This is a genomic window from Clostridium sp. AN503, from assembly GCF_040719375.1.
Classification (GTDB): domain Bacteria; phylum Bacillota; class Clostridia; order Lachnospirales; family Lachnospiraceae; genus Brotaphodocola.
In genome coordinates, this window is record NZ_JBFDTP010000002.1 from 1,176,837 (window position 1) to 1,200,573 (window position 23,737).

Genomic DNA, 23,737 nt, shown 5'->3' on the forward strand with positions numbered 1-23,737 from the left:
TCTGGGCGTTTGCCCGTTTGATCATCGCGGTTTTTACAGGTATAAAATCTGGGCGCTGTTTAGGGCTTTTGTATTTTATTGCTGGTCCTGCTGCTGGGCATCCTCTTTTTTATCTGCGCTGGTCTGGGCCTTCATAGGCGGAAGCTGCGGTTTTACAGCAGATTTGCCGCGTTTTTTTAAGGCTTTGCGGGAAATCCGGTGCAGCAGGAAGGTGACTGCTGTAACAATCACTGCGAATACCAACAGGACCGGCAGGCTGGATACGAACCATACAAAGAAGTTGACTGCGCTGTTGCCTACGCCTTCCAAATTGCGGCTGAAGCCTTTTTGAATCCTGGTCATGACGGAATCAGGTGCTGTTGGGGTAAATACCTTGACTTCGTTGATGCTTAAATAAACGGAGCTGTAGTCAACCTGATTGTCAAAGGTGCGGAGCTGGGACTCCATGGATTCCAACTGGTAGCGGATCTCAGAGAGGCGGGATTCCAGGGCGATGACTGCGTCCATGGAATCTGCTTTGGCAAGCAGGTCCCAAAGCCGGTCCTGTTCCACAGCCAGGGTCTTTTTGCGGCTCTCGATATCAGAGTACTGAAGCGTTACATCCTGGGTATTTTCAGATTTGTTGGTGATATTGCCCTTCTCATCTACCTGGGATACGAAGGAATCCAGCTTGTTTGAGGGTACTCTGGCAGTCAGCCAGGCATAGCGGCGGCTTCCCTGCGCGTCTGAAATACTGTTGCCGGAAATATCAGACTGTTCGATGTAACCGCCCATGGAGGCAACGGTCTGGGTAAGGGTTGCTAACAGGGAGTCAAATTCTGTGGTTTCCACATCTAAATTTACGGTTCGGATCAGTTTCCTCGAAGAATTAACTGGTTGGATCGCTGTGCCAGATGTAAGTCCTCCATCCCCGGCGCCGGCTTCCGCAGCGGTATCGAATGCAGCCGCTTCTGTTTCACCGTAGACAGCTCCTGAAGCCTGCTGGGCAGACCGGTAGGATTCTGGAGCCTCTCCGGGCATGGCTTCCATGGCCGCTGCGGTGGTCTCAGCCATGGCTCCGTTAGCAACTGATTTGGGGCTTCCTGCCGCGCATGCTGATAGAGCAGCAGCTGTGGCAGCCAGGATCAGACCGGAAGTGAGCAGTGTGCAAATACGTTTTTTCATAAGATTACCTCCCTTAAAATTCAATCTTGTAGGTGAACCGATAGTTCTGGTACAGTGTTTTTATCTGTTGTTATAAACGATACGGATCAGGACGGGGAATTTATGGTAATTTATTAAAATATTTTTCAGGGCAGATTGTATGGAATTTTTGGCATATATGCGAAAATTTTGGAAGGCTCGGAGCCGGGGAATTTTGGTACAGACACTTGTATAGTGAAAGCAAATTAGGTATAATATCCCCTGATACATTAAGAAAAGAACCAGGAGGAGATCTCGTGAACAGAGAGAAGATCATCGTAATTGACTTTGGCGGGCAGTACAACCAGCTTGTGGCGCGCCGGGTACGGGAATGCAGCGTGTATTGTGAAATTTACTCTTATAAGACAGATATTGAAAAGATTAAGGAGATGAATCCCAAGGGTATCATTCTGACCGGAGGCCCCAACAGTTGTTATGAAGAGGGAGCGGCAACTTGTGAGAAGGAACTGTTCGAGCTGGGTATCCCGGTGCTGGGCTTGTGTTATGGCGCGCAGCTGATGATGCATGTGCTGGGTGGACATGTCTGTAAGGCTCCTGTTCGTGAGTATGGTAAAATAGAGGTAACTGTGGACCGCTCCAGCAGCCTGTTTTCCGATGTGTCTGAAAAGACCATCTGCTGGATGAGCCATAACGACTATATTGAAAAGATTGCCCCGGGTTTTGAGATCGTGGCACATACCCCGGACTGCCCGGCAGCGGCGATGCAGTGGGCGGAGAAGAATCTGTATGCCATCCAGTTCCATCCGGAGGTGCTGCACACGGCAGAGGGCACGAAAATGCTGTCCAATTTCGTTTACAAGGTCTGTGGATGCTCCGGCGACTGGAAGATGGATGCATTTGTGGAGAACACGATCCAGGCGATCCGGGAGAAGGTCGGAGACGGCAAGGTGCTCTGTGCATTATCCGGCGGTGTGGATTCTTCCGTTGCGGCTGTTATGATGTCGAAGGCGGTGGGAGACCAGCTGACCTGTGTGTTTGTGGACCATGGCCTGCTGCGTAAGGATGAAGGCGATGAGGTAGAGGAGATCTTTGGACCGGCCGGTTCCTATGATTTGAATTTTATCCGTGTCAATGCTCAGGAGCGTTTTTATGAAAAGCTGAAGGGCGTGGAGGAGCCGGAGCGCAAGCGCAAGATCATCGGAGAAGAGTTCATCCGTGTCTTTGAGGAAGAGGCAAAGAAGATCGGAACGGTGGATTTCCTGGTTCAGGGAACCATCTACCCGGACGTGGTGGAGAGCGGCCTGGGAGGCGAGTCTGCTGTGATCAAGTCTCATCATAACGTAGGCGGCCTGCCGGATTATGTGGATTTCAAGGAGATCATCGAGCCGCTGCGCGACCTGTTCAAGGATGAGGTGCGCAAGGCCGGTCTGGAATTAGGTATCCCGGAGAAGCTGGTATTCCGCCAGCCGTTCCCTGGTCCGGGGCTGGGCGTCCGCATCATCGGTGAAGTGACGGCGGAGAAGGTCAAGATGGTGCAGGAAGCAGATGCCATCTACCGTGAGGAGATCGCCAATGCCGGACTGGACCGGCAGATCGGCCAGTATTTTGCAGCTTTGACCAACATGCGTTCCGTGGGGGTTATGGGCGATGAGAGAACCTATGACTATGCTGTGGCGCTGCGCGCGGTGAACACCATCGACTTTATGACGGCTGAGGCCGCGGAGATCCCGTGGGAAGTGCTTGGGAAGGTGAGCAGCCGGATCGTGAATGAGGTGCAGCATGTGAATCGGGTGCTGTATGATTTTACGGGGAAGCCGCCGGCGACGATTGAGTTTGAATAGCGGACAGAACCTTGGAAATGCTGATAGAATGGGCATTTCCGGGGTTGCTTTATATGGGCAGGTATCATGATACCTGCTTTAGACTGTAGACAAAGTTGGTGTTGGTGCTTTAGTTCCAGCACCACTTTCTGTTTTTATAAGGTTTTTGAGAGTTTTCCTAAATTTTTCAGCAATCACTCAAACATTATCTTCTCATATTTCTTTTCGAATTCATCCACATGTTTTTCATAAGGACTTCGATTTCACGGTTGGCAGACCGGGCATTATAATCAGCTACAAAACGAAACTTCTTTAGTAATTCAGCATCGATTCTTAATGTAAACTTCGATAAATCAGACCGTATATGCCATACCTCCATAGAATCATAATGACTTTATTATAATGTTTAAATGACGGCAAAATATCTATTGACGGCATTATGACGGCGCAACATGATAGAATTATTTTAAAATGATAAAAGAGGCAGGTCATATAAAATGCCTAAACTCGATGATTTGTTAAAAGAGCACGGCTAAATATATCTGACGAAGCAAAAGAAAAATAATCACCCATTCTCCGCACATTTCTCCAAAATTGTGTACAGTCAACCTCAAAGTTGTCATCCTCCTGCTAAAGTGCTATAATCAAACTAATAGACAGAATCTCAATCCCTGGAGGAATCAGCATGGAAAAGACAGATATCATCAAGTACTTCTACGAAACGCTTGTTTCAAAAAACATCCTGGATGAACTGCCCCTATACATTTCTGAGGACTGTGTCCTGAAGATCGGAGAAAACGTGATACCCATAGGTCTTGACGGCATGAAGCAGCATCTGACCGACGTAAAGAAGACTTACCCGGATTATAGTATGAAGATTATCCGTCAATACACTGACGGAGATTATGTGATATCTGAGTTTATTATGGAAGGGACACATGAAGGAGAGTGGATTGGGATAAAACCGACCCACAGGAGATTGACGTTCACAGGAGTAGATATAGATAAGGTGGTGGATGGGAAGATTGTCGAGCACGGTGGTGCAGTGAATACATTTGACACTTTATACGAGCAGAACCTGATCAAACCAGTATAACACAGAAGGGATATCCAATGGAGAAGCGTTCCAAATATAAAGCGGCGGCGATAGCTGGCGCCGTGATGACAGTTTTGCTGCTGGCCCTCCTGTCCGGCTGTGCCAGAGTGAAAACTGTGGAAAACAGACCGGCAGTAGGGATAGAAGAGCCATTATATGAGTGGGGAAAAGTGACTGGCAAAACCATATCCGTCTGGGGTCGGGAGACAGATTTAACCCGGGGATATATGATACGGGCATTCCAGCGCTATGAGGATCTTACTGGGAATACGGTCCGGACAATGGCGATTCCACCGGAGGAGATAGAAGCCCGCGTGGCTGATGCGCTTAAGGATGGCGGCTCCGGTATGGATGTGCTCCTGTATTACGGCGGTACCAATATTGAGGCTTTTGATCCGGATGAGAATTTCTACGATTTTAGTAAAGCAGACTGGGTAGATGATCTGACAAATGTATCGATCAATCAGGCTATTTACCATGGAAAGGTCATTGGACTGCCCCACTGGGAGGCTTCCGTTTCCGGTACCCTGTATAATAAGAAGATTTTTAAAAAGCTTGGAATTACGCCGCCGGAAACGCAGGAGGAATTTCAGCAGGTCTGTCGGATCATGAAGGACAATGGGATCATACCACTGTACCTGCCAGGGGCGGCGCCTACTATGCTGCTTTACCAATTTCCCTTAGATACGGTTATAAAGGGAGAGGGGATTCTTGGAGCGCTCAATCAGGGGGATCTGCATTATGAAGATCTGCCGGAGATGCATACCGTTGTGGAGTGGTATTGCAGTATGGCTGAGAATGGATATCTGGGAGATTATCTGAAAAATGACTGGGAGGGTATGAATGATGCGATGGAGAGTGGAAGGTACGGCATGATGCTGTGCTGGGATACCTGGCTCTATACGGATTTCAGGGGAGATGCATCTGATTTCGGGCTTATGCCTGCATTTGTGGGAGTGCCGGAGGAGGGCACTTTTGAAGGGCCGAATCTTGCACTATTGTTGGTGAACCGCAAAGGGAAACAGGTGGACGCTGCGCTCGATCTGATCTCGTTTATGGCCGATCCATACAACTATAACAAAGCATTTGAGGGGATATATACGGCTCCTGTCTTTAAAAAGCAGATGGCAAGTATTTCAACGCCGCAGTATGTGGAGGCGGCAAGCTGGATCGAGAAAAATTATCATGATTCTACAGCCTGGATGAGCATCAGGGGATTTTCGCAGTCAGATGCGTCCTGCATTCTTGAATGTATGTCCGGGGACGGGTACACGGTGGAGCAATGTCTGAGAGATATGGATGAACTCAGGATGGGGCGGACAGGAATCAGGCAGAACTGAAGAAGGAAACAGTTATATGAAAAAAACACACGGGAGCAAAACACATTTTTCACAAATATTGGCGGTATCGCTTGGTATCATCATTGTTTTTAGTGTGCTTTTTTTCGGATATATCCGCAACTTTGAACAGACACTAAAAGAAGAGAATCGTGTCCGGCTTTCGGAAGTGTCGGTTTACATTGCTAATTATATGGAAAAAATGCTTTCAGAGCAGCAAGTGGAGCTTGAGATTTTAGTATCTGCTGTGTCGGAGATGGAAGATGAGGACGCGCGGGTACAGTATCTTGGAGAAATGTCCGGGCAGCTTGGGTATGAGTATATCGGAATAGCCGGGGAAGATGGGCTGCTCCATTCTACTGCATTTCAGAAACCGGAACTCATGGAGGATCAGGCATTTTATAGGGCGCTGGTCAATGACGAGCCGTATATTTCAGATATTACACGTCAGATATTTTATGACAGGGCGGCAGGCGGTATTGTCATGGGAGTCCCGATCCTGGGAGGGCAGAAACAGATGCTCGTCGCGATGATAAGTACGGAGAAGCTTGGCGAAGACGTGCAGGTGGAGAGTTTTGGCGGAAAGGGCTACACCTACATCATAAATACGAACGGCGATCTGGTCCTGCATGCCAGAGCTATGGAGTACAATAATCTGTTTCAAAGTATGCAGAATGTGAGTTTTACATCAGGTTACAGCCTGGATGCAATGAAAAATGACATCGCAGATCAGAAAGAGGGAATGACGGAATACCGTGATTTCAATGTGGAGAAGTACGCTTATTACCGTCCGATGGGGATAAATGGATGGTATGTGGTCAGCACAGTTCCTGCCGGTGTGATCACGGCCAGAACGGCAGTTTTGTCCCAGAATCTGATCATGCTCTGTATTGCATCCATGATCGTATTTTTGGTTCTTATTGCGGCAGTCTGCGTCATGTTCCTCAGAATGGAGGGCAGAAGGCGGGAGACTCAGGCCAAGTCAGCGTTTCTTGCCAATATGAGCCATGATATGCGGACCCCGATGAATGCCATTATAGGAATGACGTCAATCGCCGGCGCCCATGCAGATGAACCGGATACGGTCCGGGATTGCCTGAAGAAGATCTCATTTTCCAGCAATCATCTTCTCGGTCTGATCAATGATCTGCTGGATATGGCAATGATCGAAAGCGGAAAGATCGAGCTTAAGAATATGGGATTTTCTTTTGCAGATGTTTTTGAAAATGTCATAGCAAATATATATCCGCTGGTCAGAAACAAGAACCAGCATTTCGCTGTCCGCCTCCATCATATGGAGCATGAACAGTTTTTGGGCGATGAACTGAGGCTTACCCAGATCTTTATCAATATCCTTACAAACGCTGTGAAATTCACTCCTGAGGGCGGAGAGATCACGGTGGATGTGGAAGAACTTGAGAAAAGAGATGGGGGCCGGGTATGGTTTCATTTTTCATTTACAGACAATGGGATCGGCATGAAACCGGAATTTTTGGGACGGATCTTCCATGCTTTTGCGCGGGAACAGGACAGTAAAGTCAGCAAGATCGAAGGAAGTGGGCTTGGCATGGCCATAACCAGGCAGATCGTGGATCTGATGGAAGGTCAGATCACTGTTGAGAGTGAGGAGGGGAACGGGACAGTATTCCATGTGATCCTGCCTTTCCAGGCTTGTGAAGAGCGGAATATGGAAGCGCCGTTGCTTTATTCACCAGTCCTTCTGGCAGGGGGAGATGAGAGCCAGGCGGATGAGACGGTAAGGCTGCTGGGGAAATACGGAGTGAAAGCCGACTGGGCGGCCGATATAGAGGAGACCATACAGTATCTCAAAAAAACAGGCCAGGCCAGGTACCAGGCGGTGTTGATCGACCGGGAATTTTTGGGACATGACGGAGCAGAACTCATAAGCCAGGTGAAATACATAAGCGATGCATGTGGAAACGATACAATATTGATCCTGGCAGACTATGACTGGAGCGATATCCGTTTCAGGGCGGTGAGGTCCGGCATAACCGCATTTGTACAAAAACCGTTGTTCGGGTCTTCGCTTAAACGCTGCCTGCAGGCGTCGCGGGATGCGGTCAGCGGGCCAGAATTCACGGAACCGGGAAGCTATGATTTCGGTGGAAAAAAGATCCTGATTGCGGAAGACAATGAGATGAATCTGGAGATCATCCAGAGTATCCTGACAGAGACAGGCGCCTTGGTCAGCAGCACGAAAAACGGCGCAGAATGTGCAGCGGCATTTAGGCATAGCCGGGAGGGGGAATTTGATCTGATCCTGATGGACATCCAGATGCCGGTCATGAACGGCTATGAAGCGGCCCGGCAGATCCGCGCCATGGAACGGCCGGATTCTGATATCCCAATATTTGCTATGAGCGCCAATGCCTACGCAGAAGACAAACAGAAAGCGGCTGCCGCGGGGATGTCAGGTTATCTGACAAAACCCATAGACTTAAAGGTTTGGCTGGAAGAGATCCGCCGCTGTCTGTAGAGAAAAGTCTGAAGGTAAAATTGGAAGTTTTATAATTAGTAGTATAAGAACAGTTGTTCTTGATACTACTTTTTTTAAATTTCAGGGATTCGTAAAAAGTCCATACGTTTGGACATTTTGCACAAAACAAAAGGAGGATGTAAGTAATGAGTGATACGAAAAGAAATGAGTGTCTGGGTGAGTTGAATGCCCCTACACAAGCAATGTTGAACGCTATTCGCAACAATTATGTTGCTTCTGGTGCTCGTCAGAACATGCTCACTGTTTCTGTTAAACTGATGCAATTGGGCTTGTTGGACGAGGCAGGGGCTATTGATACTTTGGCATCATCGTTATTAGCTGAGGCGTGTCTTTACGATCTGTTTGATGATAAAGAGTTTTTCAAGGCATTACTTATGTATGCATTTGATGCTACCGATTTTAACCAGATCGCCCATATTCTTCTTGATGAAGAACATGGCCGGGTTTTGCATGAATCTAAAAATCTCAAGGAAAGCGCGGTGGTCTGACATGGCACTTGATGGTTATATTGATGTTACCGTAGAACAGATATTGGCCTTCTTTGATGCAACAAGCAAGTTTGGCCCATGTCCGTATCAATCCAGAAAAGATTTGGATTGCCTGTTTCTTGATGAAGATTGGTCTGTTGATGAAACTTGCATGGCCTGTGTCCGTGTACGTGGTTTGACCGAAAAGCAATTACAGCTTGCTAAAATACATTTGGGTTAATTTCAGAAAGGAGAATTTTATCATGAAAAATAATACAGCTTACAAGGACGTCACGGAAGAAGTTTTTGGAACAAAGAGTACAGCGGAAGCGTCTTCTGGGTTGTCAGCAGTTTCTGACAAGTCCGCCGCTTCTGCTAAGCGTGTCCCGCCTGTACCCGGAGTCAAGCATGTTTCTGAACTTAGCAATCCGGTAAGTATGCCAGTTCCGGTTGAGACTTCATCTGCCCGTCTTGCAACGAAAGGTGTTGTATCTGCGGAGACTACAGAAAGCTTAAAACAGTTAGATAAATTGTTTCGTAGCCAGACAAAAGATTTTGTTGCTATCGGTTATGAGCTTCTCCAGTTCCGGCAGAACAAGCGGTACAAGGAATTAGGTTTTGCAACTTTTGAAGATTTTATTTCTGGTGAAATGAAGCTTTCCAAATCTGCCGCGTACAACTACATTAATGTGTGTTGTAAGTATTCTGTCCGTGATGAAAATAACAAACCTACGGCGGTACTTGGTAAGGAGTACTCCCGCTATTCCAGCAGTCAGTTGATCGTGATGCTTTCCCTTGATAAGGATAAGGTCATCGCAATCGATCCGGATACCAGTATTAAGGAAATGAAAAAACTGACTGCAAAGGAAAAACCCGCAAGTGCTGGCGGTGCGGATTTTTCCGATACGGAAACAGAAAAAGGCGGTTCTGTTGGAAGTAATAACGCTAAGAAAAAGAATACGCGTGATATGACTGTTCCGGTTAACCGCCTTAGCATGGCATCCGGGTTGCGTTGGGAGGATGTTGTCACAGACAAAACCAAAAACGCCTGTCTTGCTTATCTGACAGATGACCGCCGTGCGGCTGATGGTAAGGAATATAAGATAGAGATCTGTATTACTTACCCGGATACTGGATCAATGTAGTTCCGGAGGAACTGTTGATATATGTAATTTATTAATCATAATACCCTCCCTAGATGGGGAGGGGCGAAAGAAAGAGAGGAAAGAAATATGATCTACATCGAAATGACTGCTGAAGTAATTGGCAAACCGGAGCCGCGCCCATGGGAGAACAATGGTCAGAAGGGCGTTACCCACAAGCTTAACCTTGCCCAGAACGATGGGCGCGACATGTCCACCGTTAAATGTCCCCAGTCCGTTTATGATACCCTTCGACGTGGTGACACGGCTACCCTGCGCTGTTCTTATGCAGAGTATGGCGATAGAGCCGACTTTAAGGTTGTTGACTTGATCACCTACAGTTCTACGGATTCCAAGACTGGGGCCGCAAAGCCTGTGGGCATGAAATAGGTATCTGGCGCCTGTTTCCCTTTCTGGACTGGCGCTTGATATAGTCGGCGGCAGGTGGGTTTTCTCTACCCTCCCGCCGCCGCATCCCTGACAGACTGTTTATAAGGAGGTGTATCTGATATGCCTATATCTGTTATTTTTTTGGTTTTGTGCGCGGCTCTTTTCTTAGATGCCCTGTCTGATGCCTGTCGTTATTATCTCTTTGGAGCATATGGCGAGGATGATTATATTGACGGCTTTTTAGAGGCTTCCATGGTAAGCAAGGAAGCCTTGCGGGGTAGCCGATACCATAGTTCGCGCGCTGTGCAAACTTACCGCCGGGTGCCCTCTGGGCGGCGGTGATTACTTCGGTTTTTCCGGTGTCTGGTGGTTGCCGATACGGTGGCTTTTAGACACCATGAGAAATAACCCCTCCCCGCCTTGATTACCCATAGTGCCAAGTACATGAGTGGCAGATATTCCTCGTGGTGCGGAGGTATGAGGAACTATCAATCTTGAAAATGTCCAAACGTTTGGACGTTTTCGGTAAATCAGAAAGGAGATTTTCATGGCATCTGTTGTGCTTCTTTTAATGATTCTGTTTTCCTTCGTCGTAAGCTGTCTTGCGGTTGTGAAGTGGAAAAAGGAAAAGTAGTTTTTGGTGCCAGATTTATCTGGCAGATTTGGCAGCATTGTTATATCTCCTACTTGTTGTAGGGTGAAAGATATAAAGTCTAGGAAAGGAGAAATTCCGGCTATGACTAAAAACCTCATTGGACGGGTGAGAAATGCAGTAGCTTCTCACATTACCGCTGTGAGAACTGCGGGCGCGGCGACTGCCATGACCGTGGTTCCGGCAATCACCGCCTTTGCGGCAGAAGGAGACATTTCTTCCGGCATTAGTATTAACTTTGATACCGCGCAGATGTTTTCCTTCGCTAATGTCATCATCACGAGTATGATGCCCGTGGTCTACATCACGGCAGGTCTGGGCTTAGGCTTCATGATCATCAACTCGCTGAAAGCGGCATTCCGTTAGGGCGGCGGCACCCGCAGGGTGCGCTTGCCAAGAGTGGTACAGGGCGCAACCCTGTACCACTTATTTTTTTGGAGAAAGGAAAGTTTTATGTATGGGAAGATTATTCTGGGCGTTGGTGTCTCTGCTTCAATCCATGCGCCGCGGTTATTATGCTTTAAAGAAGATATGGAGGACTATGACGGGATAGACAGTGAATTTTACGAGGGAGATATTGACCTTATCAATGACTTATATGGTGACTATGCCACTCCTTCTAATGCCTCTGCTTCTAATGCCACCTTACTGACCGATGTCCAGCCAGATACTTTTGAGTGGGCTGTGATTGACAGATTAAATGTAATTTCAATCTCTGCCATACTGGCAACTTGTTTTTTGTTTTTGATTCTGATTCGTAGGAGGTGACAGGGTGGAAGTACTTGATTATTATTTATGGGTCTTTACGATGCTTCTTGTAGCTGATTCAGCGTTTTTTGGTGTAGGCAAGTTAGTTAAGGTGTTCCGGTTTAGGAAGGAGTAATTTATGGTCTCTGCTTTGGATTATCAGGCTATCTTTGGTCTCGTGCTTGGCCTGTGTGTCATCGTTTGTGCATCTGATGTTTTTAAGTCATTATAAAGTCCAAACGTTTGGACGTTTTAAGGAGGATTTTATGTATATCGTGATTACTGACAGTAAGGTCTACAAGGGAAAGACTTTATCCCTGCTCAATAAAGAGATTGGCGGACTGATGGAGGATGATGAATTTAAGAGTATCGGCGGTGATATGGTCTCTATCCTGACCACTTGCGATCTGGATTTTGTGCAGGATAAGCGTAAGCTTTCCTCTATCATGTTTGGCAATTTCTTTAAAAAGGATTTGTTACCACGCAATCTGATGATTGCAAATCTTATATTTACGTTTATCATCTTGACCCGCATTATGGGTATGGGTTAAAGGAGGTTTTTTATGGAATTCGTATTGATGTGTACGTTTATTGTCTGGCTTTCCTGTGTGCTTGTGTTTGCTTCTTTCGTGTTCCTTCTGTATCTGTTATATAGATGGCTTACATGGTGTCCGATTAAGGAGGTAAAGCATGGCGCTTGAATTTACGTTAATTTGCTGTTCTCTTTTCTGCATGTTTTGTTTGGCTATTAGTACTTTATTTTTAGATTTTTTATATTTTCATCGTAGTTCGTCTACTAACAGTTTAAATGAGGAGGTGAAAGACGATGCCAGAGATTGATTTTGATAAAGTTCTTGGTTCCATGTCTATTCCAACAGCAGATGGCGACCCGATAAAAAGCATCTATGAGATTATCCCCTGCATGGATTCCGTGCAGATGCATCTCAAATTTCAACTTATGTATTTCATTGAGAAATACAATCTTGTGGAGTGGAAAGCCGTGTTTGAGGAAATTGATAACCAGCTTCGTGGGAATAAAAATATTTCATTTATGTCAAGCCAGAATCTTCGTGCTTTGCTTGGTGCTTATACGCAAAATGAACTTTTGCGCGGTATCAAGATTCAGTCTATGAATAATGTGAATGGAGGTGATAAGTAATGCCAGGTACGATACTCGGCATTTTAGGGAAACAGCGTTCCGGTAAAACCCTTCTGGCGTATAAGATTGTCAGATTCTTTTCCAAGGAATTAGACATCCCTGTTTATACAAACATCTTTTCGCCGGATGATGGTTTCTATTGGATAAATTCGATAACAGAGTTTCCTCTGGACCTTGAGCCAAAGATTTTGTTTATCGATGAAGTGTATAATGGCATGGATTCACAAGATTATCGGTTGCTCAAGGATGTATCTATCTTCATCAATACTCTTGGTAAACAGAACTGCCTGTTTGTTTATACAACCATAGATTCCTCTATGGTGTATAACCGTTTGAGGAATCAAACGCAATATGCGGTTATGGTCAATTCTGACGCCGATAATATCTATTATCGGTGGGCGGATATATCAAGGTCTTTCTACCGCGACTTTTCAGTTCCTAAAATACCAGAGCTTTTTAAAGACGTGAATTATGATACGCGCTTTATCCCTCTGGATTTTGATTGGAAAATGGGCGCATGGAAAGATAAACTGGCTTTCTTCTATTTGGAAAATTATAACCTTGATATGCGCAAATATATCATATGATTTCTTTTGTAATTATCGAGGTGCGGCTGTGTGGCTTTTCTTTAGCCGTAGGCAAAGAAAAGCCATAGGCGAATATTACATAGACAGAAAATGTCCACACGTTTGGACGTTTTGGAAAGGAAGGTATTATGAAAAAGCAGTTAACACTCTATGCAAAACAGGCAGTTGCCATGTTTCTTGCAGTTATAACATTTTTAAATATTCCTTTGTATGCTTATGCAGATGTGCATACTTCTTCTGATTCACAATATAATGAGGAACCATTTTATTACGATGAAAATGGTACTAAGATTTATGATTCTGATATTGATTGGTCACAGTATCGGTCAGAGCCGGATTATTCAGATATCCTTTGGACGTTTGAAGAATATCCGGAGACGATGATGACGAATGGGGAGGCAAGCACTTATGTGATTGGCATAGATGATGCCGCTGTAGCTGTTATAGTAGTTGCCTGTGCCGCTTGTGGGTATTATATTGCAAAATCAGATATTCCTGAATTTGTTTCAAAGGGTTTTGAGCCATGGCTTCGGCGTAATAAAGGGGCTGATGTTGCTTCTATGAGTATGTGGCAAGATGTTTTATCTTCGAAACTTGCTACTGAATTTACTAAAATGACATTATTGATTAAGGCTATTAGGGAGTATTTGGATACACTTAAGATAGATTCAGGGGCTATTACTGTACCGATAAACTCAAGTACATGGAATGTGACTTCCCCCCTTCCAGACTGGAATAAAAATTTTGCTGATAGATATTTTCCTATTGAAAATTATTACGTTTCGTCTGATTCTAGTATTAAATATATTACTAGTGCTTTTGCCTTAAGCTCTCTTAATTCTATTGTAGCTGGTTATGTTAATGGCAAAAATAGTGATGGTTCATATTTTGTTGTTCTATTTACAAGTCTAACAAGTAGCTCATATATTAAGTTATCTGAAATTTATAATACTTTGACAGATGGTTATTGGAGATCCCAACAAAGTAACGTTCGTACTGGTCTCACTCCTGATATACCATTAGATTTTATATATTCGTTGACTGTTCCAATTTTTGTTAATGCTGAGGCTTATAATTCGTGGAAAGCGTTTGGCACTACTGGCGGTTTGTTAAATGGCAATGCAGATGATTTTCTAACAATTAATACCGCAAACCAGTGGACAGATTTACAGCAGAATTTTTTTACAAAGTATGCTGTTTCTGATGTATTAAAGCTTCCCGAAACACAAGCGGAGTTTGATGCTCTTATTGATTCTTTATCAAAAGTTCAAACTGGTGCAGATGTTATCACAACATTAAAGCCTGTTTGGGACATTACGGAAAATACAGGAGGCGGCGATATTGTAGTTGTTCCTTCTGTTGCGTATTCTAGTTTGTGTTATATAATATCTGCTATTGCCAGTTATTGCGGAGCTTCATTAACAGATGAACAAAAAAATACTTTTATTTCTAGTTTTTATACCAGTAATATCGATGGTACTTCGGCGTTGGTTGAGGAGCAAGCACAAGAAATCATACGTAATTTTGTTGTTATTAATGGTGGTTCGCAAAAACCAGATGATAATAATGATAACAATAAATATAAGATCTTAAAAAAATTGGCAGTATCGGTTGGCGCTTTTCTTGTTTCTGTTGGTTTAGTATCGGACATTCCTGATTTTGAAAATGAACCTTCTGTATCAAATAATGTTCAGGTAGTGGAAAAGCAAGATAGTGGTGGTTCTACCTCGCCTGATGCGAATATAGATTTATCTGGCATTTTGAATTATTTAAAACAGTTTTTAACGATTTTAAATAATTGGTCAAATCCTTTAGCTTTAATGGATTCGTTGATTTCTAAGTTAGGCTTGTCAAGTTTAATTGATGGCATTAAAACTGCAATTAATAACGTGCCTAAATTAATATCTGGTGAATTGTCATTACCTGAATTATTTGGAAACGTGACGGATGCTATATTTTCTATGCCGCAACAAGTTGCTGATGCTATTGCAAAAGCTCTTGGTTTAGAAAAAGCTCTTGATAATTTAGGATTATCAGAATTATTTGATAATATTATAGAGCTTTTACCGGGTGAACTTGTTGAAGGTTTTGCGTTGCCAGATTTATTTTCTAGTTTAGGTACTATTGTTGGTTCGATTCCGTTGGAAATTTCTAAGATATTTGGTTTAGTAAATGGTTTTTCGTTAAATGATTGGCTAAATAATATTTTGCAAAGTATTCAAAATTTACCTTCTGCTTTTGCTGAAAAATTCCCTTCCTCTGGTGGGTCTGATAATTCAGGAAAGGAAGATGGTGGTGATTCTGGTTTTCGTAAATTTATTAATGCATTGATATTGCTTGCGCTTATACTTGTTGTTTTATTGATTTTCTTTTTGAATTGCTTACGATTTATTGTTTTGCTTTTTCAGATTCCCGCAAGTGCTGAATTATTTAATGAGGATATTTTGGCGGGTATGAATTTTTTAAGAACTACTATGCTGCCAGTTTTTAATGTATCTCTTTATTCATTACTTATGGGAGCAGTTTATTTTGTGGTTTTTATGAGCATAATTGGTGCTATTCGTAAAAAGATAAATCATCTTAGAATCCCTGCAAATTAAGGAGGTTTTTATGGGTATTTTAAATACAATTGTTCCGCCTACAGTTGATGATTTCACTAATGGTAATTTGTTCGATATCGCAAAGAAATTTATTGATTTTATTTTTGCCTTTTTGGGAAATTTATTTTCTGCTTTGGTTCAGTTTTACAATACCATAATTGAAGCAAATAATTATGTCAATTCTTTAATCGAAGGTGCGTCTTCTGGTTCTGTTCAGGGCTTGCCTTTGCTTCAAATAATTGGTGCTTACAGGTATCTTGTTACTGACCCGATTTTCTATTTGACCTATATGTCTATATTGATAGGTTGTCTTTTTACCATTTATCAATTAGTGCTTTTGTTGATTGGTGCTTTTAATTACTTTAAAAAATCCGTTTCTAGTGGTGGAACTTCTGAGGGTTTCATAAATATAATTAGTAAATTTTTTCATTCTTAATGCAGTGCTAGATATATAATTGTGATTAAAATTGCGCCAATAATAAAACATACAATGCATTTTCCACAAAAAATAAATAGTTTAGCAAAGAATCCTAATATTCTTATAAATAGTGGTTCTTTAACTTTGTTTACAATTTTATTTGCTTGATATATTTTTTGATTGTGATCGTATGTTTTGGATGTTTTATAAAGTTCATTCATGATTGCATCCAATTGTTTTTTGTTTGCGATTTGTTTATTGGTTGGTTCGTCTAATCCTTTTAGGCGTTTCCAAATTTTATCACTTTCTTTTTGAGAAGTGTTTTTTTGAGGTTCTTTCCAGTAATCCCTATCATATGCACCCATGATATTATCCCCCTCGTTTGTTATATGGGATAATTATATCAAATTCAAATTTCATTGTCAAAATTATCAATGAAATTGTGGTTTTCTTGTAAGTGATACAGGAAAATCGGGTGTTGTGAATTATATTTTTTTAAAACGTCCAAACGTTTGGACGTTTTAGATAATCAGAAAGGAAAATAAAAATGAATGATAATACTTCTGTTTTTAAATTTTCATCCTGCTTCTTTTTATGTATTTTATTAGTAGTTTTTGCTTTTTGCTTTTTTAGCAATGAAACAGATAAAATTTCTTTGGTTAATAGTTGGATATCTTCGGATTATGAAATCTATATAAATGGAAATCCAGTTATTAATGATTATGATGCTTTAGGGCTTTATACGAATTGCTACATAACTGGTTTTCCTGACAAAAAAAAGATAGTTTGTGAAACCAAATCTAACTCGTCTTTGTTTGCACTTGATGAAGCACTGAGCCAACAATATACAGTTTATATTGATGGCGTAAAATCTGAAGGAGTATTTTATACGGGTGATTTTCTATTTAAAAATTATAAGGTCTCTATCAACAATGAAGCCCGACAGATTTTATGTGTAAAGAAACCGGAAATAGTTAGAAGTCCGGTTTATTTACCAATTCCCATTAGATATTAAGAGGGGTTGAATTATGGATTGTAAATATTTCCGTTGTATGAACTGGTATTGTAAATCTTATAAGCTGTGTCTGGCGGAAGGGGCAAAATGTAATGCGTCTTGCTCCATCTGTCAGATAAATAAAACCTGTCTCTACAATTTTTCTATGGAGACAGGAAGAAAGGAAAAATAACTATGTCAAGATTAGTTTCTCCAATAGAGACTGAATTTCGTTTATATTATGGTTGTTACCCGTATGAGTATTATATGAAGCGGCGTACCCACGGTCATACCCGTGAGGAAGCCGTCGCGAAGATGCAGGCCGCAATCGATAAGATATGGTCTGATATGCGGCATGCGTGTAATAAACAACCCGCGAAAGGGATACCAAGGTGTGACCGCAAAGCGGATCACGCCCTGGTATTCATGGAGCAGGAAAATGATTTAGATTCTGACGACAATTATTTTACATATATTGTCGGAGAATATAATCCATTTTTAGATTTTAATTAAGGAGGATAACAATGACTGATAAGCGGTGTTTAACTTGTAGTTGGTATGACCCTGAATTTGATTGTACATGCCCGTGTTCTGATATGTGGTATTGTTGTCCGCTTAATCCAGAACCGGAGAAGTTAGAGGAATTTATAAGATACTACGAGAATCGTTAATCACGTGTGCTATACTGCGAAGAACCGAAGCCGGAACAATCTTGAAAACTGTTAACGGGTTACAAAATCAATTTAAAGCATGGTTATTGCGTTTGTTACGATTGATATAAGTCATTCTATAAGCGCTCTCAACACTTCTAGTAGTTGGTTTATGTTGAAATCAATCTGCAACATAATATCGCCCCCTTTCATCAGGGAGAATGGATTGAACCGGCTTCTTAGTATTTAGTATAGCACACATATCAAATTCAGCCAAATGGCTATGGGTGTTGCCTACTTGACTATGGCAACACTTAGGGAGCAAGTTTTGCTTCCAAAAAGGTATCTAAAAAGTCCAAACGTTTGGACTTTTTAGAGTATTATCACAAAAACTAGAAAGGGCATCTTTTTTATGTATAATGTAAAAATTTCTGAATATCTGGAGAGTACCGAAGTTGTACTTTATGATATCCCGATTCATGGTCGTGAAAAAGAAAAAGATGGATTTATTATTGAACGTGATGACAGGGAATTGGAAATATATAGCTATCTGGCTTTTGATTCTGTGAGGTCTTTAACCGATGATGAAAAACAGGAAAATGCACTTCGCTCCTATTTTGTTTCTTTTAATCGTACAAAGAACAAAATATATAATTATGCCCGTGCTAATAAGTGGGAATGGTTTTTGACTATAACCTTTAATCCCGCTTATGTCGATTCATATGATTATGACAATGTTTGTGCTTTTATGAAATGGTGGTTAAATAGTATGAATCATATAAATAAATCCGGTAAGCTGACATATCTGATTGTCCCTGAAAAGCATAAATCCGGCAGGTATCATTTGCATGGCGTATTTTCAAACATGGATATGTCAGTCTGGAAGTTTAAGTTTTCCGGGCATTTTACTAAAGGTGGTATCCCGATTTTTAATATTGGTGCATTCCCGTATGGTTTCACTACCGCTACTCAAGTACAGAGTACAACCCGCGTATCCCATTATATATCTAAATATATAACTAAAAGTATGTTTGATTCAATCAAGAATAAAAAGCGGTATTGGGTAACGCGCAATGCTTCCGATGGTATCCATAGCACTTATGTTATGTCCCCTTCGGAAATTGAGATACTTCTCAATAGCTTTGGGGAATGTCAATATGTGAAATCGGTTCAGACACCGTATAATGAAATGAAGTATTATCAATTCTAAAAAAGTCCAAACGTTTGGACTTTTTACGGATTCCTCGGATGTGCCAATTTAAGCCCGTGGCGGGGAAGGGGTATGGCGTTTGAATCAGGGTTTTTCAATAAGAAAAGGGGGTTTTTCCCCTCTTTTCTTATATCATTTTTTCTAAATCGGTTATAAGTTTTTCAGCTTCTTCGATTTTCATTTTATAGTCAGTTATGTTATTTGTATATGCATCGATGTAATACTGTTCTTCATTTGCTCGATATTGTTCGAGACGTTCTTGGTCCTTTTTTGTACTTTCTTGGAGACTTTCTATTTCCGCGTTAAGTGAAAATAGTAAATTTCTTAAAAGTTCCAGTCTCTTGATTTTTCTTTCAATTTTGTTTTCCTTCATAGCGTTATCCCCTTTTCCTGTGATTGACTGTATTTGGTTGTCAATGTGCTTTTGTTACGGCACTATGTATAAAACCTTTATAAGCTGAACGGAAAGGGGCATTTCTAATATTTTAAAAATTTTTGATATATCTCTCTTTTGTATATATCTGTATAAAAAATTTTTCAAATATTTGAAATGTACATTTTACCCCTTGTAGTGAGGTGTTAAAGGTTTATAGTGCCATAGTAACAAAGTGCATTGACAACAAATGCAGTCAGTCACGGGAAAAGGTGATGTAACGTCATAAGGAAAACAGAATTGAAAGAAAAATCAATAGACTGGAAGCCTTGCGAATATGTGAACCAACAAGCGGGGGCATCCAGTGAATGCCCCAAAGCAACCCCAAGGGGTTGCCCCTCGTCCGTCCTCCGGCGGACAACGCATACACGGCAACAGAAAAGACCGGAAAAATCCGGCCTTGTATCATTCAATCAATTTCACCGTACATTTCATTATGTCTTGTTTCAAACTCGATATCTTCTAATTGTGTTTTTAACCTGTGGAGAAACAGCCATGTTCCGTTGATATAGTCGTACTGTCTGTTTATTTCCGCATTGACAGGCCTTTGATAGCATGGCCAACCATTGCCTTGTGAATCGGCACCGCGAAAATGGCATGTTACAATCACGTCCATTTCGTCGAGATAATAGCGGCACAGGTCTCTAAGTGCGGAAGTAACTGCTCGCTGTTCGTCGCTGTTCATTTTTTTGAATTGATTAATTGTCATGGTATTTATCCCCTTTCTGGTTTATGGAATATGACAATCATACATTTACTTGTGGAGTGCAACAAAATTTAAAAGTTTTTTCGCCCTTGTAACGGTACATCTTAAGTGGAAATTAGAAAAAAGTTTTCAATTTTGTTGCATGGAATCAAGGAAAGGTATGATAGGCTTATGGAATAAAACAGACAGGGGTAAATGCTATGCCAATTCAGCAAGTCAGAGAAATGGGCAGTGATGGACAGTGGGCAGTCACTGTCTGCATCAGTGGCCTGTGCCGTTATTAGCTTGATGAAGTGGGCGTGATTGTAGCGTGCCATTTTTGTGGTGACGTGCAAGGCAGTGGTTAGCTATGTTATCGAATGCCTGTCAGTGCAGAAATAAGCGGACGGTGACTATATAGGAGCGTGGCTGTTTCTTTACTGATTAAAACACAATTAGAAAATATTGGAGATAAAACAAGATATAATGAAATTCAGTAAAATTTATAGAATATACAAGCAACGGTAAAGTGGTCAGTTTTTGTCTTGCCTGCCGTCGGAGACTAGCCCGGTTGGAAGTGCGAACGTCGGGGCGCTCGCGGTGCGCGGCAATGAGCGGGGAGCGATAGCAGGGACGGGATAAAAGGGCGCGTTTAGTGGGTTTTTTGTGATAGGGCGGGCCGCGGGTAACGGCAACACGTTAGGGGCGCGGCGTAGCAAAATGCTACGCTGTTTCAAATCTTGCTTTTAAGATTTCCAGTAGGGGGGATAAATGGGGAATTTGATATCGTAAGATATCAAATTTGGGATTTTGAACAATGGATTGTTCACTTAGGATTTTTGTATAAAAATCCCAGTTGGGGGGATTGAGGGGATGACGGCTCACCTTTTGCTTTCAACGCACCCACTAAGAGCCGCCGTGTCAAGGGCAAAACGGCCTGTTTAAACGTCCACACGTTTGGACGTTTTGGGCGAAGCCTTTACCCTTTACACGGCGGCCCTTAGTGGGTACGCTGAAAGTGAAAGGAGTTGATTACATGGGCAAAAGAAAAGACCTGACCGAAAGGGAACGATATAACATTGAATTGCTTTTAAAAGAAAAGAAGTCAATTAGCCAGATAGCAAAGATTTTAAACAGGCACTATCAAACCATTTATCGAGAGGTTAAGCGCGGTACAGTTGAGCTTTTAGGTCCTGAACTAAAACTATACAAGTGTTATTGTGCCGATCGCGGGCAAATGATAGCTGATGAAAATAAACGTGAAAAGGGCCGTGAACTGAAGGTTGCTAATGACCTTGAATTTATCCGCTTTATTGAGCATATGATTTTGGAAAAGCATTATTCTCCTTCAGCGGCCCTTGCTTATATCCGTAATAATGGGCTGAATTTTAAGACGTCCGTTTGTTACACAACCCTCTATAGTTATATAGAGAAGGGGTTGTTGTTGAATGTAACAAATAAAGATTTGCCTGTTAAGAGTAAACGCAAAAAGAAAAATATGCACCGCATTCAAAAAATCAATACAAAGAACCTAAAGGGACGTAGTGTTGAAAAACGCGATGAAAATATCCTTGACCGTGCCGATATAGGCCATTGGGAAATGGATACTGTAGTTGGAAAACAAGGCGGTACTAAGGATTGTTTACTTGTTCTGACGGAACGAAAAACACGGTATGAGTACATAATCAAGATACCGGATAAGACGCAAGTAAGCGTTGTAAAAGCATTGGACGACTTGGAACATATATATGGTTATGATTCTTTCCGTGATTGCTTTAAAACAATCACAATGGATAATGGCGTGGAGTTTCTTGATATGATAGGTATTGAACGGTCTTGTCTGGAAAAAGGTAAACAGCGGACAGAGGTATACTATTGTCATCCTTACTGTAGCTTTGAGCGTGGAAGTAATGAGAATCAAAACAAGTTCGTGCGCCGTTGGATACCAAAGGGTGAAGATATCAGTCAGTTTGATAATGACTACATACAACGTATGCAGGAATGGATAAATGATTATCCTCGAAAGCTGTTTGATTGGAAATCTGCCCGTGAAATGCTGTTTATGGAGACAGCCTGAAAAAATGCAAACGTTTGGACTTTTTCAGCATACGTTGATTCGTATGCTTATTTGGCGTGAAGGAAAAGTTGTTTTATAGGAATCCATAGCAATATCCATTACGGATATTTGTGCAATATGCACAATAATGGCTTATTTAACTATGATTAAAACGCCATTTATTGTGCATATTGCTATTTCGCATTTATTTTACATATTATTCTTGACATTTACCGTCTGAAGGTAAAATAAAGAAAAATATACAATTTGAAGAAAAATTGTGGTATACTATGAACACTTAGCAGCACATCAAAACCAAAGAAAAGGAGAACACAAAAGTGAAACAGGACATGATAGTGATTCTGGACCTTGGCAGCACAGAGAATACCGTACTTGCCAGACAAATCCGTGATTTGGGAGTATATAGCGAGATTCACCCCCACGATATTACAGCCGATGAGTTAAAAGCCCTGGACAATGTAAAGGGGATCATTCTCAACGGAGGAGAGAACCGGGTCGTAGACGGGAAGGAAGTGGAGGTGCTCACAGAGCTGTATGACTGCGGCTATCCAATGATCTCCATCGATTACCCCTTATCCAAGTGTGGGAAGCAGTATGACAGCCTGCCGGATGAGGATGACCTGAAAGCCTTTATCTTTGAGGAGTGCCAGGCTCAGCCCAACTGGAATATGAAGAACTTTATCGAGGACCAGGTGGAGCTGATCCGCAAGCAGGTGGGAGACAGAAAAGTACTTCTGGCTCTGTCCGGCGGTGTGGATTCGTCTGTGGTGGCAGCGCTTTTGATCAAAGCCATTGGACAGCAGCTTGTCTGCGTACATGTGAACCACGGCCTGATGCGCAAGAATGAGTCGGAGAGTGTGGTGGAGGTGTTCAGGAACCAGCTCCATGCCAACCTGATCTATGTGGATGCAACCGAGCGCTTCCTTGGGAAGCTGGAGAATGTTGCCGATCCGGAGCAGAAGCGCAAGATCATCGGCGGCGAGTTCATCCGCGTATTTGAGGAGGAGGCCAGAAAGCTGGAGGGGATTGATTTCCTCGGCCAGGGGACCATATATCCGGACATCATCGAGAGCGGGACCAAGACAGCCAAGATGGTAAAATCCCATCATAACGTGGGCGGACTGCCTGAGGACTTAAAATTTGAGCTGGTTGAGCCGCTCAAGCAGCTGTTCAAGGATGAAGTGCGGGCCTGCGGCGTGGAGCTGGGGCTTCCGGCGTCCATGGTATACCGTCAGCCGTTCCCGGGACCGGGGCTGGGCGTGCGGTGCCTTGGCGCGATCACAAGAGACCGTCTGGAAGCGGTACGTGAGTCTGATGCGATACTCCGCGAGGAGTTTGAGAAGGCAGGGCTTAACAAAAAGGTATGGCAGTACTTTACGGTTGTGCCGGACTTCAAGTCTGTGGGCGTCAGGAACAATGCCAGGAGCTTTGAGTATCTGGTGATCATCCGCGCTATCAACACGATCGACGCCATGAGCGCGACCATCGAACGTGTGGACTGGGATGTACTTCAGGTGATCACAGACAGAATTTTGAAAGAAGTGGCTAACGTAAACCGCGTATGCTTTGATATGTCCCCGAAGCCGCCGGCAACCATTGAATTCGAGTAAGC

27 protein-coding genes are annotated in these 23,737 nt (G+C 42.7%); 21 read left to right on the top strand and 6 right to left on the bottom strand.

All coding sequences use genetic code 11. The features are described from left to right. Window positions 1-75 precede the first annotated feature (75 nt). A complete protein-coding gene (locus AB1I67_RS12655) occupies window positions 76-1,164 on the bottom strand; it encodes a DUF4349 domain-containing protein (protein ID WP_367030228.1) in 1,089 nt (362 codons plus the stop codon). Window positions 1,165-1,439: 275 nt separating this feature from the next. On the opposite strand from AB1I67_RS12655, the gene guaA (AB1I67_RS12660) reads away from it, so the two are divergent. After that, window positions 1,440-2,984, top strand: a complete 1,545-nt coding sequence (gene guaA / locus AB1I67_RS12660) for a glutamine-hydrolyzing GMP synthase (RefSeq protein WP_367030229.1) — start codon at window positions 1,440-1,442, stop codon at window positions 2,982-2,984. Window positions 2,985-3,168: 184 nt separating this feature from the next. Here the strand turns inward: guaA (AB1I67_RS12660) and AB1I67_RS12665 are convergent, their stop codons facing one another. Next, window positions 3,169-3,342: an Arc family DNA-binding protein gene (locus tag AB1I67_RS12665; RefSeq protein WP_367030230.1), complete on the bottom strand. Its 174-nt coding sequence runs from the start codon at window positions 3,340-3,342 to the stop codon at window positions 3,169-3,171. Window positions 3,343-3,648: 306 nt separating this feature from the next. Between AB1I67_RS12665 and AB1I67_RS12670 the strand changes: the two genes are divergently transcribed. From AB1I67_RS12670 to AB1I67_RS12700, 7 genes are all read left to right on the top strand, one after another. After that, window positions 3,649-4,059 (top strand): ester cyclase, encoded by a 411-nt coding sequence (locus tag AB1I67_RS12670; RefSeq protein WP_367030231.1) that lies wholly within the window; start codon window positions 3,649-3,651, stop codon window positions 4,057-4,059. 17 nt (window positions 4,060-4,076) lie between these two features. Then, on the top strand, window positions 4,077-5,399 hold the full coding sequence (locus tag AB1I67_RS12675; RefSeq protein WP_367030232.1) for an extracellular solute-binding protein: 1,323 nt from the start codon (window positions 4,077-4,079) through the stop codon (window positions 5,397-5,399). Window positions 5,400-5,415: 16 nt separating this feature from the next. Next, complete coding sequence (locus tag AB1I67_RS12680; RefSeq protein WP_367030233.1) at window positions 5,416-7,893, top strand: response regulator; 2,478 nt, start codon at window positions 5,416-5,418, stop codon at window positions 7,891-7,893. 146 nt (window positions 7,894-8,039) lie between these two features. Continuing rightward, a complete protein-coding gene (locus AB1I67_RS12685; protein ID WP_367030234.1) occupies window positions 8,040-8,402 on the top strand; it encodes a hypothetical protein in 363 nt (120 codons plus the stop codon). A 1-nt stretch (window position 8,403) separates the two neighbouring features. Then, window positions 8,404-8,622 carry a hypothetical protein gene (locus tag AB1I67_RS12690; RefSeq protein WP_367030235.1) on the top strand — a complete coding sequence of 73 codons (219 nt, stop codon included), beginning with the start codon at window positions 8,404-8,406 and terminating at the stop codon, window positions 8,620-8,622. A gap of 22 nt (window positions 8,623-8,644) precedes the next feature. Beyond that, the gene (locus tag AB1I67_RS12695; RefSeq protein ID WP_367030236.1) at window positions 8,645-9,526 is read left to right on the top strand and encodes a hypothetical protein; all 882 of its coding nucleotides are present in this window, start codon (window positions 8,645-8,647) and stop codon (window positions 9,524-9,526) included. Window positions 9,527-9,613: 87 nt separating this feature from the next. Then, the gene (locus AB1I67_RS12700) at window positions 9,614-9,913 is read left to right on the top strand and encodes a hypothetical protein (protein WP_367030237.1); all 300 of its coding nucleotides are present in this window, start codon (window positions 9,614-9,616) and stop codon (window positions 9,911-9,913) included. Window positions 9,914-10,255: 342 nt separating this feature from the next. On the opposite strand, the gene AB1I67_RS12705 is transcribed toward AB1I67_RS12700, so the two are convergent. After that, on the bottom strand, window positions 10,256-10,585 hold the full coding sequence (locus AB1I67_RS12705) for a hypothetical protein (protein ID WP_367030238.1): 330 nt from the start codon (window positions 10,583-10,585) through the stop codon (window positions 10,256-10,258). A gap of 64 nt (window positions 10,586-10,649) precedes the next feature. Between AB1I67_RS12705 and AB1I67_RS12710 the strand changes: the two genes are divergently transcribed. The 8 genes from AB1I67_RS12710 (at window position 10,650) to AB1I67_RS12745 (ending at window position 16,094) form a co-directional block, all read left to right on the top strand. Next, window positions 10,650-10,931 carry a hypothetical protein gene (locus AB1I67_RS12710; protein WP_367030239.1) on the top strand — a complete coding sequence of 94 codons (282 nt, stop codon included), beginning with the start codon at window positions 10,650-10,652 and terminating at the stop codon, window positions 10,929-10,931. An 87-nt stretch (window positions 10,932-11,018) separates the two neighbouring features. Then, window positions 11,019-11,333, top strand: coding sequence for a hypothetical protein (locus AB1I67_RS12715; RefSeq protein WP_367030240.1), 315 nt, complete (start codon window positions 11,019-11,021; stop codon window positions 11,331-11,333). Window positions 11,334-11,578: 245 nt separating this feature from the next. Next, on the top strand, window positions 11,579-11,863 hold the full coding sequence (locus tag AB1I67_RS12720) for a hypothetical protein (RefSeq protein ID WP_367030241.1): 285 nt from the start codon (window positions 11,579-11,581) through the stop codon (window positions 11,861-11,863). Window positions 11,864-11,875: 12 nt separating this feature from the next. After that, window positions 11,876-12,013, top strand: a complete 138-nt coding sequence (locus AB1I67_RS12725) for a hypothetical protein (protein ID WP_367030242.1) — start codon at window positions 11,876-11,878, stop codon at window positions 12,011-12,013. A 125-nt stretch (window positions 12,014-12,138) separates the two neighbouring features. Then, the gene (locus AB1I67_RS12730; protein WP_367030243.1) at window positions 12,139-12,471 is read left to right on the top strand and encodes a hypothetical protein; all 333 of its coding nucleotides are present in this window, start codon (window positions 12,139-12,141) and stop codon (window positions 12,469-12,471) included. After that, entirely contained in the window at window positions 12,471-13,058 is a 588-nt protein-coding gene (locus AB1I67_RS12735) for an ATP-binding protein (protein WP_367030244.1), read from the top strand. Before AB1I67_RS12730 ends, AB1I67_RS12735 begins: the two co-directional genes overlap by 1 nt. A gap of 128 nt (window positions 13,059-13,186) precedes the next feature. Beyond that, complete coding sequence (locus AB1I67_RS12740; RefSeq protein ID WP_367030245.1) at window positions 13,187-15,658, top strand: hypothetical protein; 2,472 nt, start codon at window positions 13,187-13,189, stop codon at window positions 15,656-15,658. A gap of 10 nt (window positions 15,659-15,668) precedes the next feature. Further along, the gene (locus AB1I67_RS12745) at window positions 15,669-16,094 is read left to right on the top strand and encodes a hypothetical protein (protein ID WP_367030246.1); all 426 of its coding nucleotides are present in this window, start codon (window positions 15,669-15,671) and stop codon (window positions 16,092-16,094) included. On the opposite strand, the gene AB1I67_RS12750 is transcribed toward AB1I67_RS12745, so the two are convergent. Continuing rightward, on the bottom strand, window positions 16,091-16,441 hold the full coding sequence (locus AB1I67_RS12750; protein WP_367030247.1) for a hypothetical protein: 351 nt from the start codon (window positions 16,439-16,441) through the stop codon (window positions 16,091-16,093). The two genes, AB1I67_RS12745 and AB1I67_RS12750, sit on opposite strands and share 4 nt — an antisense overlap. A 182-nt stretch (window positions 16,442-16,623) precedes the next feature. Between AB1I67_RS12750 and AB1I67_RS12755 the strand changes: the two genes are divergently transcribed. The 3 genes from AB1I67_RS12755 (at window position 16,624) to AB1I67_RS12765 (ending at window position 18,930) form a co-directional block, all read left to right on the top strand. Then, window positions 16,624-17,091 (top strand): hypothetical protein, encoded by a 468-nt coding sequence (locus AB1I67_RS12755; RefSeq protein ID WP_367030248.1) that lies wholly within the window; start codon window positions 16,624-16,626, stop codon window positions 17,089-17,091. 174 nt (window positions 17,092-17,265) lie between these two features. Beyond that, on the top strand, window positions 17,266-17,583 hold the full coding sequence (locus AB1I67_RS12760; protein WP_367030249.1) for a hypothetical protein: 318 nt from the start codon (window positions 17,266-17,268) through the stop codon (window positions 17,581-17,583). Between the two features lie 549 nt (window positions 17,584-18,132). Continuing rightward, on the top strand, window positions 18,133-18,930 hold the full coding sequence (locus AB1I67_RS12765; RefSeq protein WP_367030250.1) for a hypothetical protein: 798 nt from the start codon (window positions 18,133-18,135) through the stop codon (window positions 18,928-18,930). A gap of 127 nt (window positions 18,931-19,057) precedes the next feature. On the opposite strand, the gene AB1I67_RS12770 is transcribed toward AB1I67_RS12765, so the two are convergent. Both AB1I67_RS12770 and AB1I67_RS12775 read right to left on the bottom strand, forming a co-directional pair. Next, complete coding sequence (locus tag AB1I67_RS12770) at window positions 19,058-19,303, bottom strand: hypothetical protein (RefSeq protein WP_367030251.1); 246 nt, start codon at window positions 19,301-19,303, stop codon at window positions 19,058-19,060. Window positions 19,304-19,772: 469 nt separating this feature from the next. After that, window positions 19,773-20,072: a hypothetical protein gene (locus AB1I67_RS12775; protein WP_367030252.1), complete on the bottom strand. Its 300-nt coding sequence runs from the start codon at window positions 20,070-20,072 to the stop codon at window positions 19,773-19,775. 1,012 nt (window positions 20,073-21,084) lie between these two features. Here AB1I67_RS12775 and AB1I67_RS12780 point away from each other — a divergent pair. Both AB1I67_RS12780 and guaA (AB1I67_RS12785) read left to right on the top strand, forming a co-directional pair. Beyond that, window positions 21,085-22,125 carry an IS30 family transposase gene (locus AB1I67_RS12780; RefSeq protein ID WP_367030253.1) on the top strand — a complete coding sequence of 347 codons (1,041 nt, stop codon included), beginning with the start codon at window positions 21,085-21,087 and terminating at the stop codon, window positions 22,123-22,125. A 329-nt stretch (window positions 22,126-22,454) separates the two neighbouring features. Beyond that, window positions 22,455-23,735 carry a glutamine-hydrolyzing GMP synthase gene (gene guaA, locus AB1I67_RS12785; RefSeq protein WP_367032615.1) on the top strand — a complete coding sequence of 427 codons (1,281 nt, stop codon included), beginning with the start codon at window positions 22,455-22,457 and terminating at the stop codon, window positions 23,733-23,735. Window positions 23,736-23,737 lie beyond the last annotated feature (2 nt).

What these genes read in the sequence shown, in the direction of transcription:
- AB1I67_RS12740 (WP_367030245.1), top strand. Translation starts at nt 13,187, where the DNA reads ATGAAAAAGCAGTTAACACTCTATGCAAAACAGGCAGTTGCCATGTTT.
- guaA (WP_367032615.1), top strand. Translation starts at nt 22,455, where the DNA reads ATGATAGTGATTCTGGACCTTGGCAGCACAGAGAATACCGTACTTGCC.
- AB1I67_RS12695 (WP_367030236.1), top strand. Translation starts at nt 8,645, where the DNA reads ATGAAAAATAATACAGCTTACAAGGACGTCACGGAAGAAGTTTTTGGA.
- AB1I67_RS12750 (WP_367030247.1), bottom strand. Translation starts at nt 16,441, where the DNA reads ATGGGTGCATATGATAGGGATTACTGGAAAGAACCTCAAAAAAACACT.
- AB1I67_RS12720 (WP_367030241.1), top strand. Translation starts at nt 11,579, where the DNA reads ATGTATATCGTGATTACTGACAGTAAGGTCTACAAGGGAAAGACTTTA.
- AB1I67_RS12665 (WP_367030230.1), bottom strand. Translation starts at nt 3,342, where the DNA reads ATGGAGGTATGGCATATACGGTCTGATTTATCGAAGTTTACATTAAGA.
- AB1I67_RS12715 (WP_367030240.1), top strand. Translation starts at nt 11,019, where the DNA reads ATGTATGGGAAGATTATTCTGGGCGTTGGTGTCTCTGCTTCAATCCAT.
- AB1I67_RS12755 (WP_367030248.1), top strand. Translation starts at nt 16,624, where the DNA reads ATGAATGATAATACTTCTGTTTTTAAATTTTCATCCTGCTTCTTTTTA.
- AB1I67_RS12780 (WP_367030253.1), top strand. Translation starts at nt 21,085, where the DNA reads ATGGGCAAAAGAAAAGACCTGACCGAAAGGGAACGATATAACATTGAA.
- AB1I67_RS12765 (WP_367030250.1), top strand. Translation starts at nt 18,133, where the DNA reads ATGTATAATGTAAAAATTTCTGAATATCTGGAGAGTACCGAAGTTGTA.
- AB1I67_RS12675 (WP_367030232.1), top strand. Translation starts at nt 4,077, where the DNA reads ATGGAGAAGCGTTCCAAATATAAAGCGGCGGCGATAGCTGGCGCCGTG.
- AB1I67_RS12680 (WP_367030233.1), top strand. Translation starts at nt 5,416, where the DNA reads ATGAAAAAAACACACGGGAGCAAAACACATTTTTCACAAATATTGGCG.
- AB1I67_RS12710 (WP_367030239.1), top strand. Translation starts at nt 10,650, where the DNA reads ATGACTAAAAACCTCATTGGACGGGTGAGAAATGCAGTAGCTTCTCAC.
- AB1I67_RS12655 (WP_367030228.1), bottom strand. Translation starts at nt 1,164, where the DNA reads ATGAAAAAACGTATTTGCACACTGCTCACTTCCGGTCTGATCCTGGCT.
- AB1I67_RS12760 (WP_367030249.1), top strand. Translation starts at nt 17,266, where the DNA reads ATGTCAAGATTAGTTTCTCCAATAGAGACTGAATTTCGTTTATATTAT.
- AB1I67_RS12745 (WP_367030246.1), top strand. Translation starts at nt 15,669, where the DNA reads ATGGGTATTTTAAATACAATTGTTCCGCCTACAGTTGATGATTTCACT.
- AB1I67_RS12685 (WP_367030234.1), top strand. Translation starts at nt 8,040, where the DNA reads ATGAGTGATACGAAAAGAAATGAGTGTCTGGGTGAGTTGAATGCCCCT.
- AB1I67_RS12700 (WP_367030237.1), top strand. Translation starts at nt 9,614, where the DNA reads ATGATCTACATCGAAATGACTGCTGAAGTAATTGGCAAACCGGAGCCG.
- AB1I67_RS12690 (WP_367030235.1), top strand. Translation starts at nt 8,404, where the DNA reads ATGGCACTTGATGGTTATATTGATGTTACCGTAGAACAGATATTGGCC.
- AB1I67_RS12775 (WP_367030252.1), bottom strand. Translation starts at nt 20,072, where the DNA reads ATGACAATTAATCAATTCAAAAAAATGAACAGCGACGAACAGCGAGCA.
- AB1I67_RS12670 (WP_367030231.1), top strand. Translation starts at nt 3,649, where the DNA reads ATGGAAAAGACAGATATCATCAAGTACTTCTACGAAACGCTTGTTTCA.
- AB1I67_RS12725 (WP_367030242.1), top strand. Translation starts at nt 11,876, where the DNA reads ATGGAATTCGTATTGATGTGTACGTTTATTGTCTGGCTTTCCTGTGTG.
- AB1I67_RS12730 (WP_367030243.1), top strand. Translation starts at nt 12,139, where the DNA reads ATGCCAGAGATTGATTTTGATAAAGTTCTTGGTTCCATGTCTATTCCA.
- AB1I67_RS12770 (WP_367030251.1), bottom strand. Translation starts at nt 19,303, where the DNA reads ATGAAGGAAAACAAAATTGAAAGAAAAATCAAGAGACTGGAACTTTTA.
- AB1I67_RS12735 (WP_367030244.1), top strand. Translation starts at nt 12,471, where the DNA reads ATGCCAGGTACGATACTCGGCATTTTAGGGAAACAGCGTTCCGGTAAA.
- AB1I67_RS12705 (WP_367030238.1), bottom strand. Translation starts at nt 10,585, where the DNA reads ATGCTGCCAAATCTGCCAGATAAATCTGGCACCAAAAACTACTTTTCC.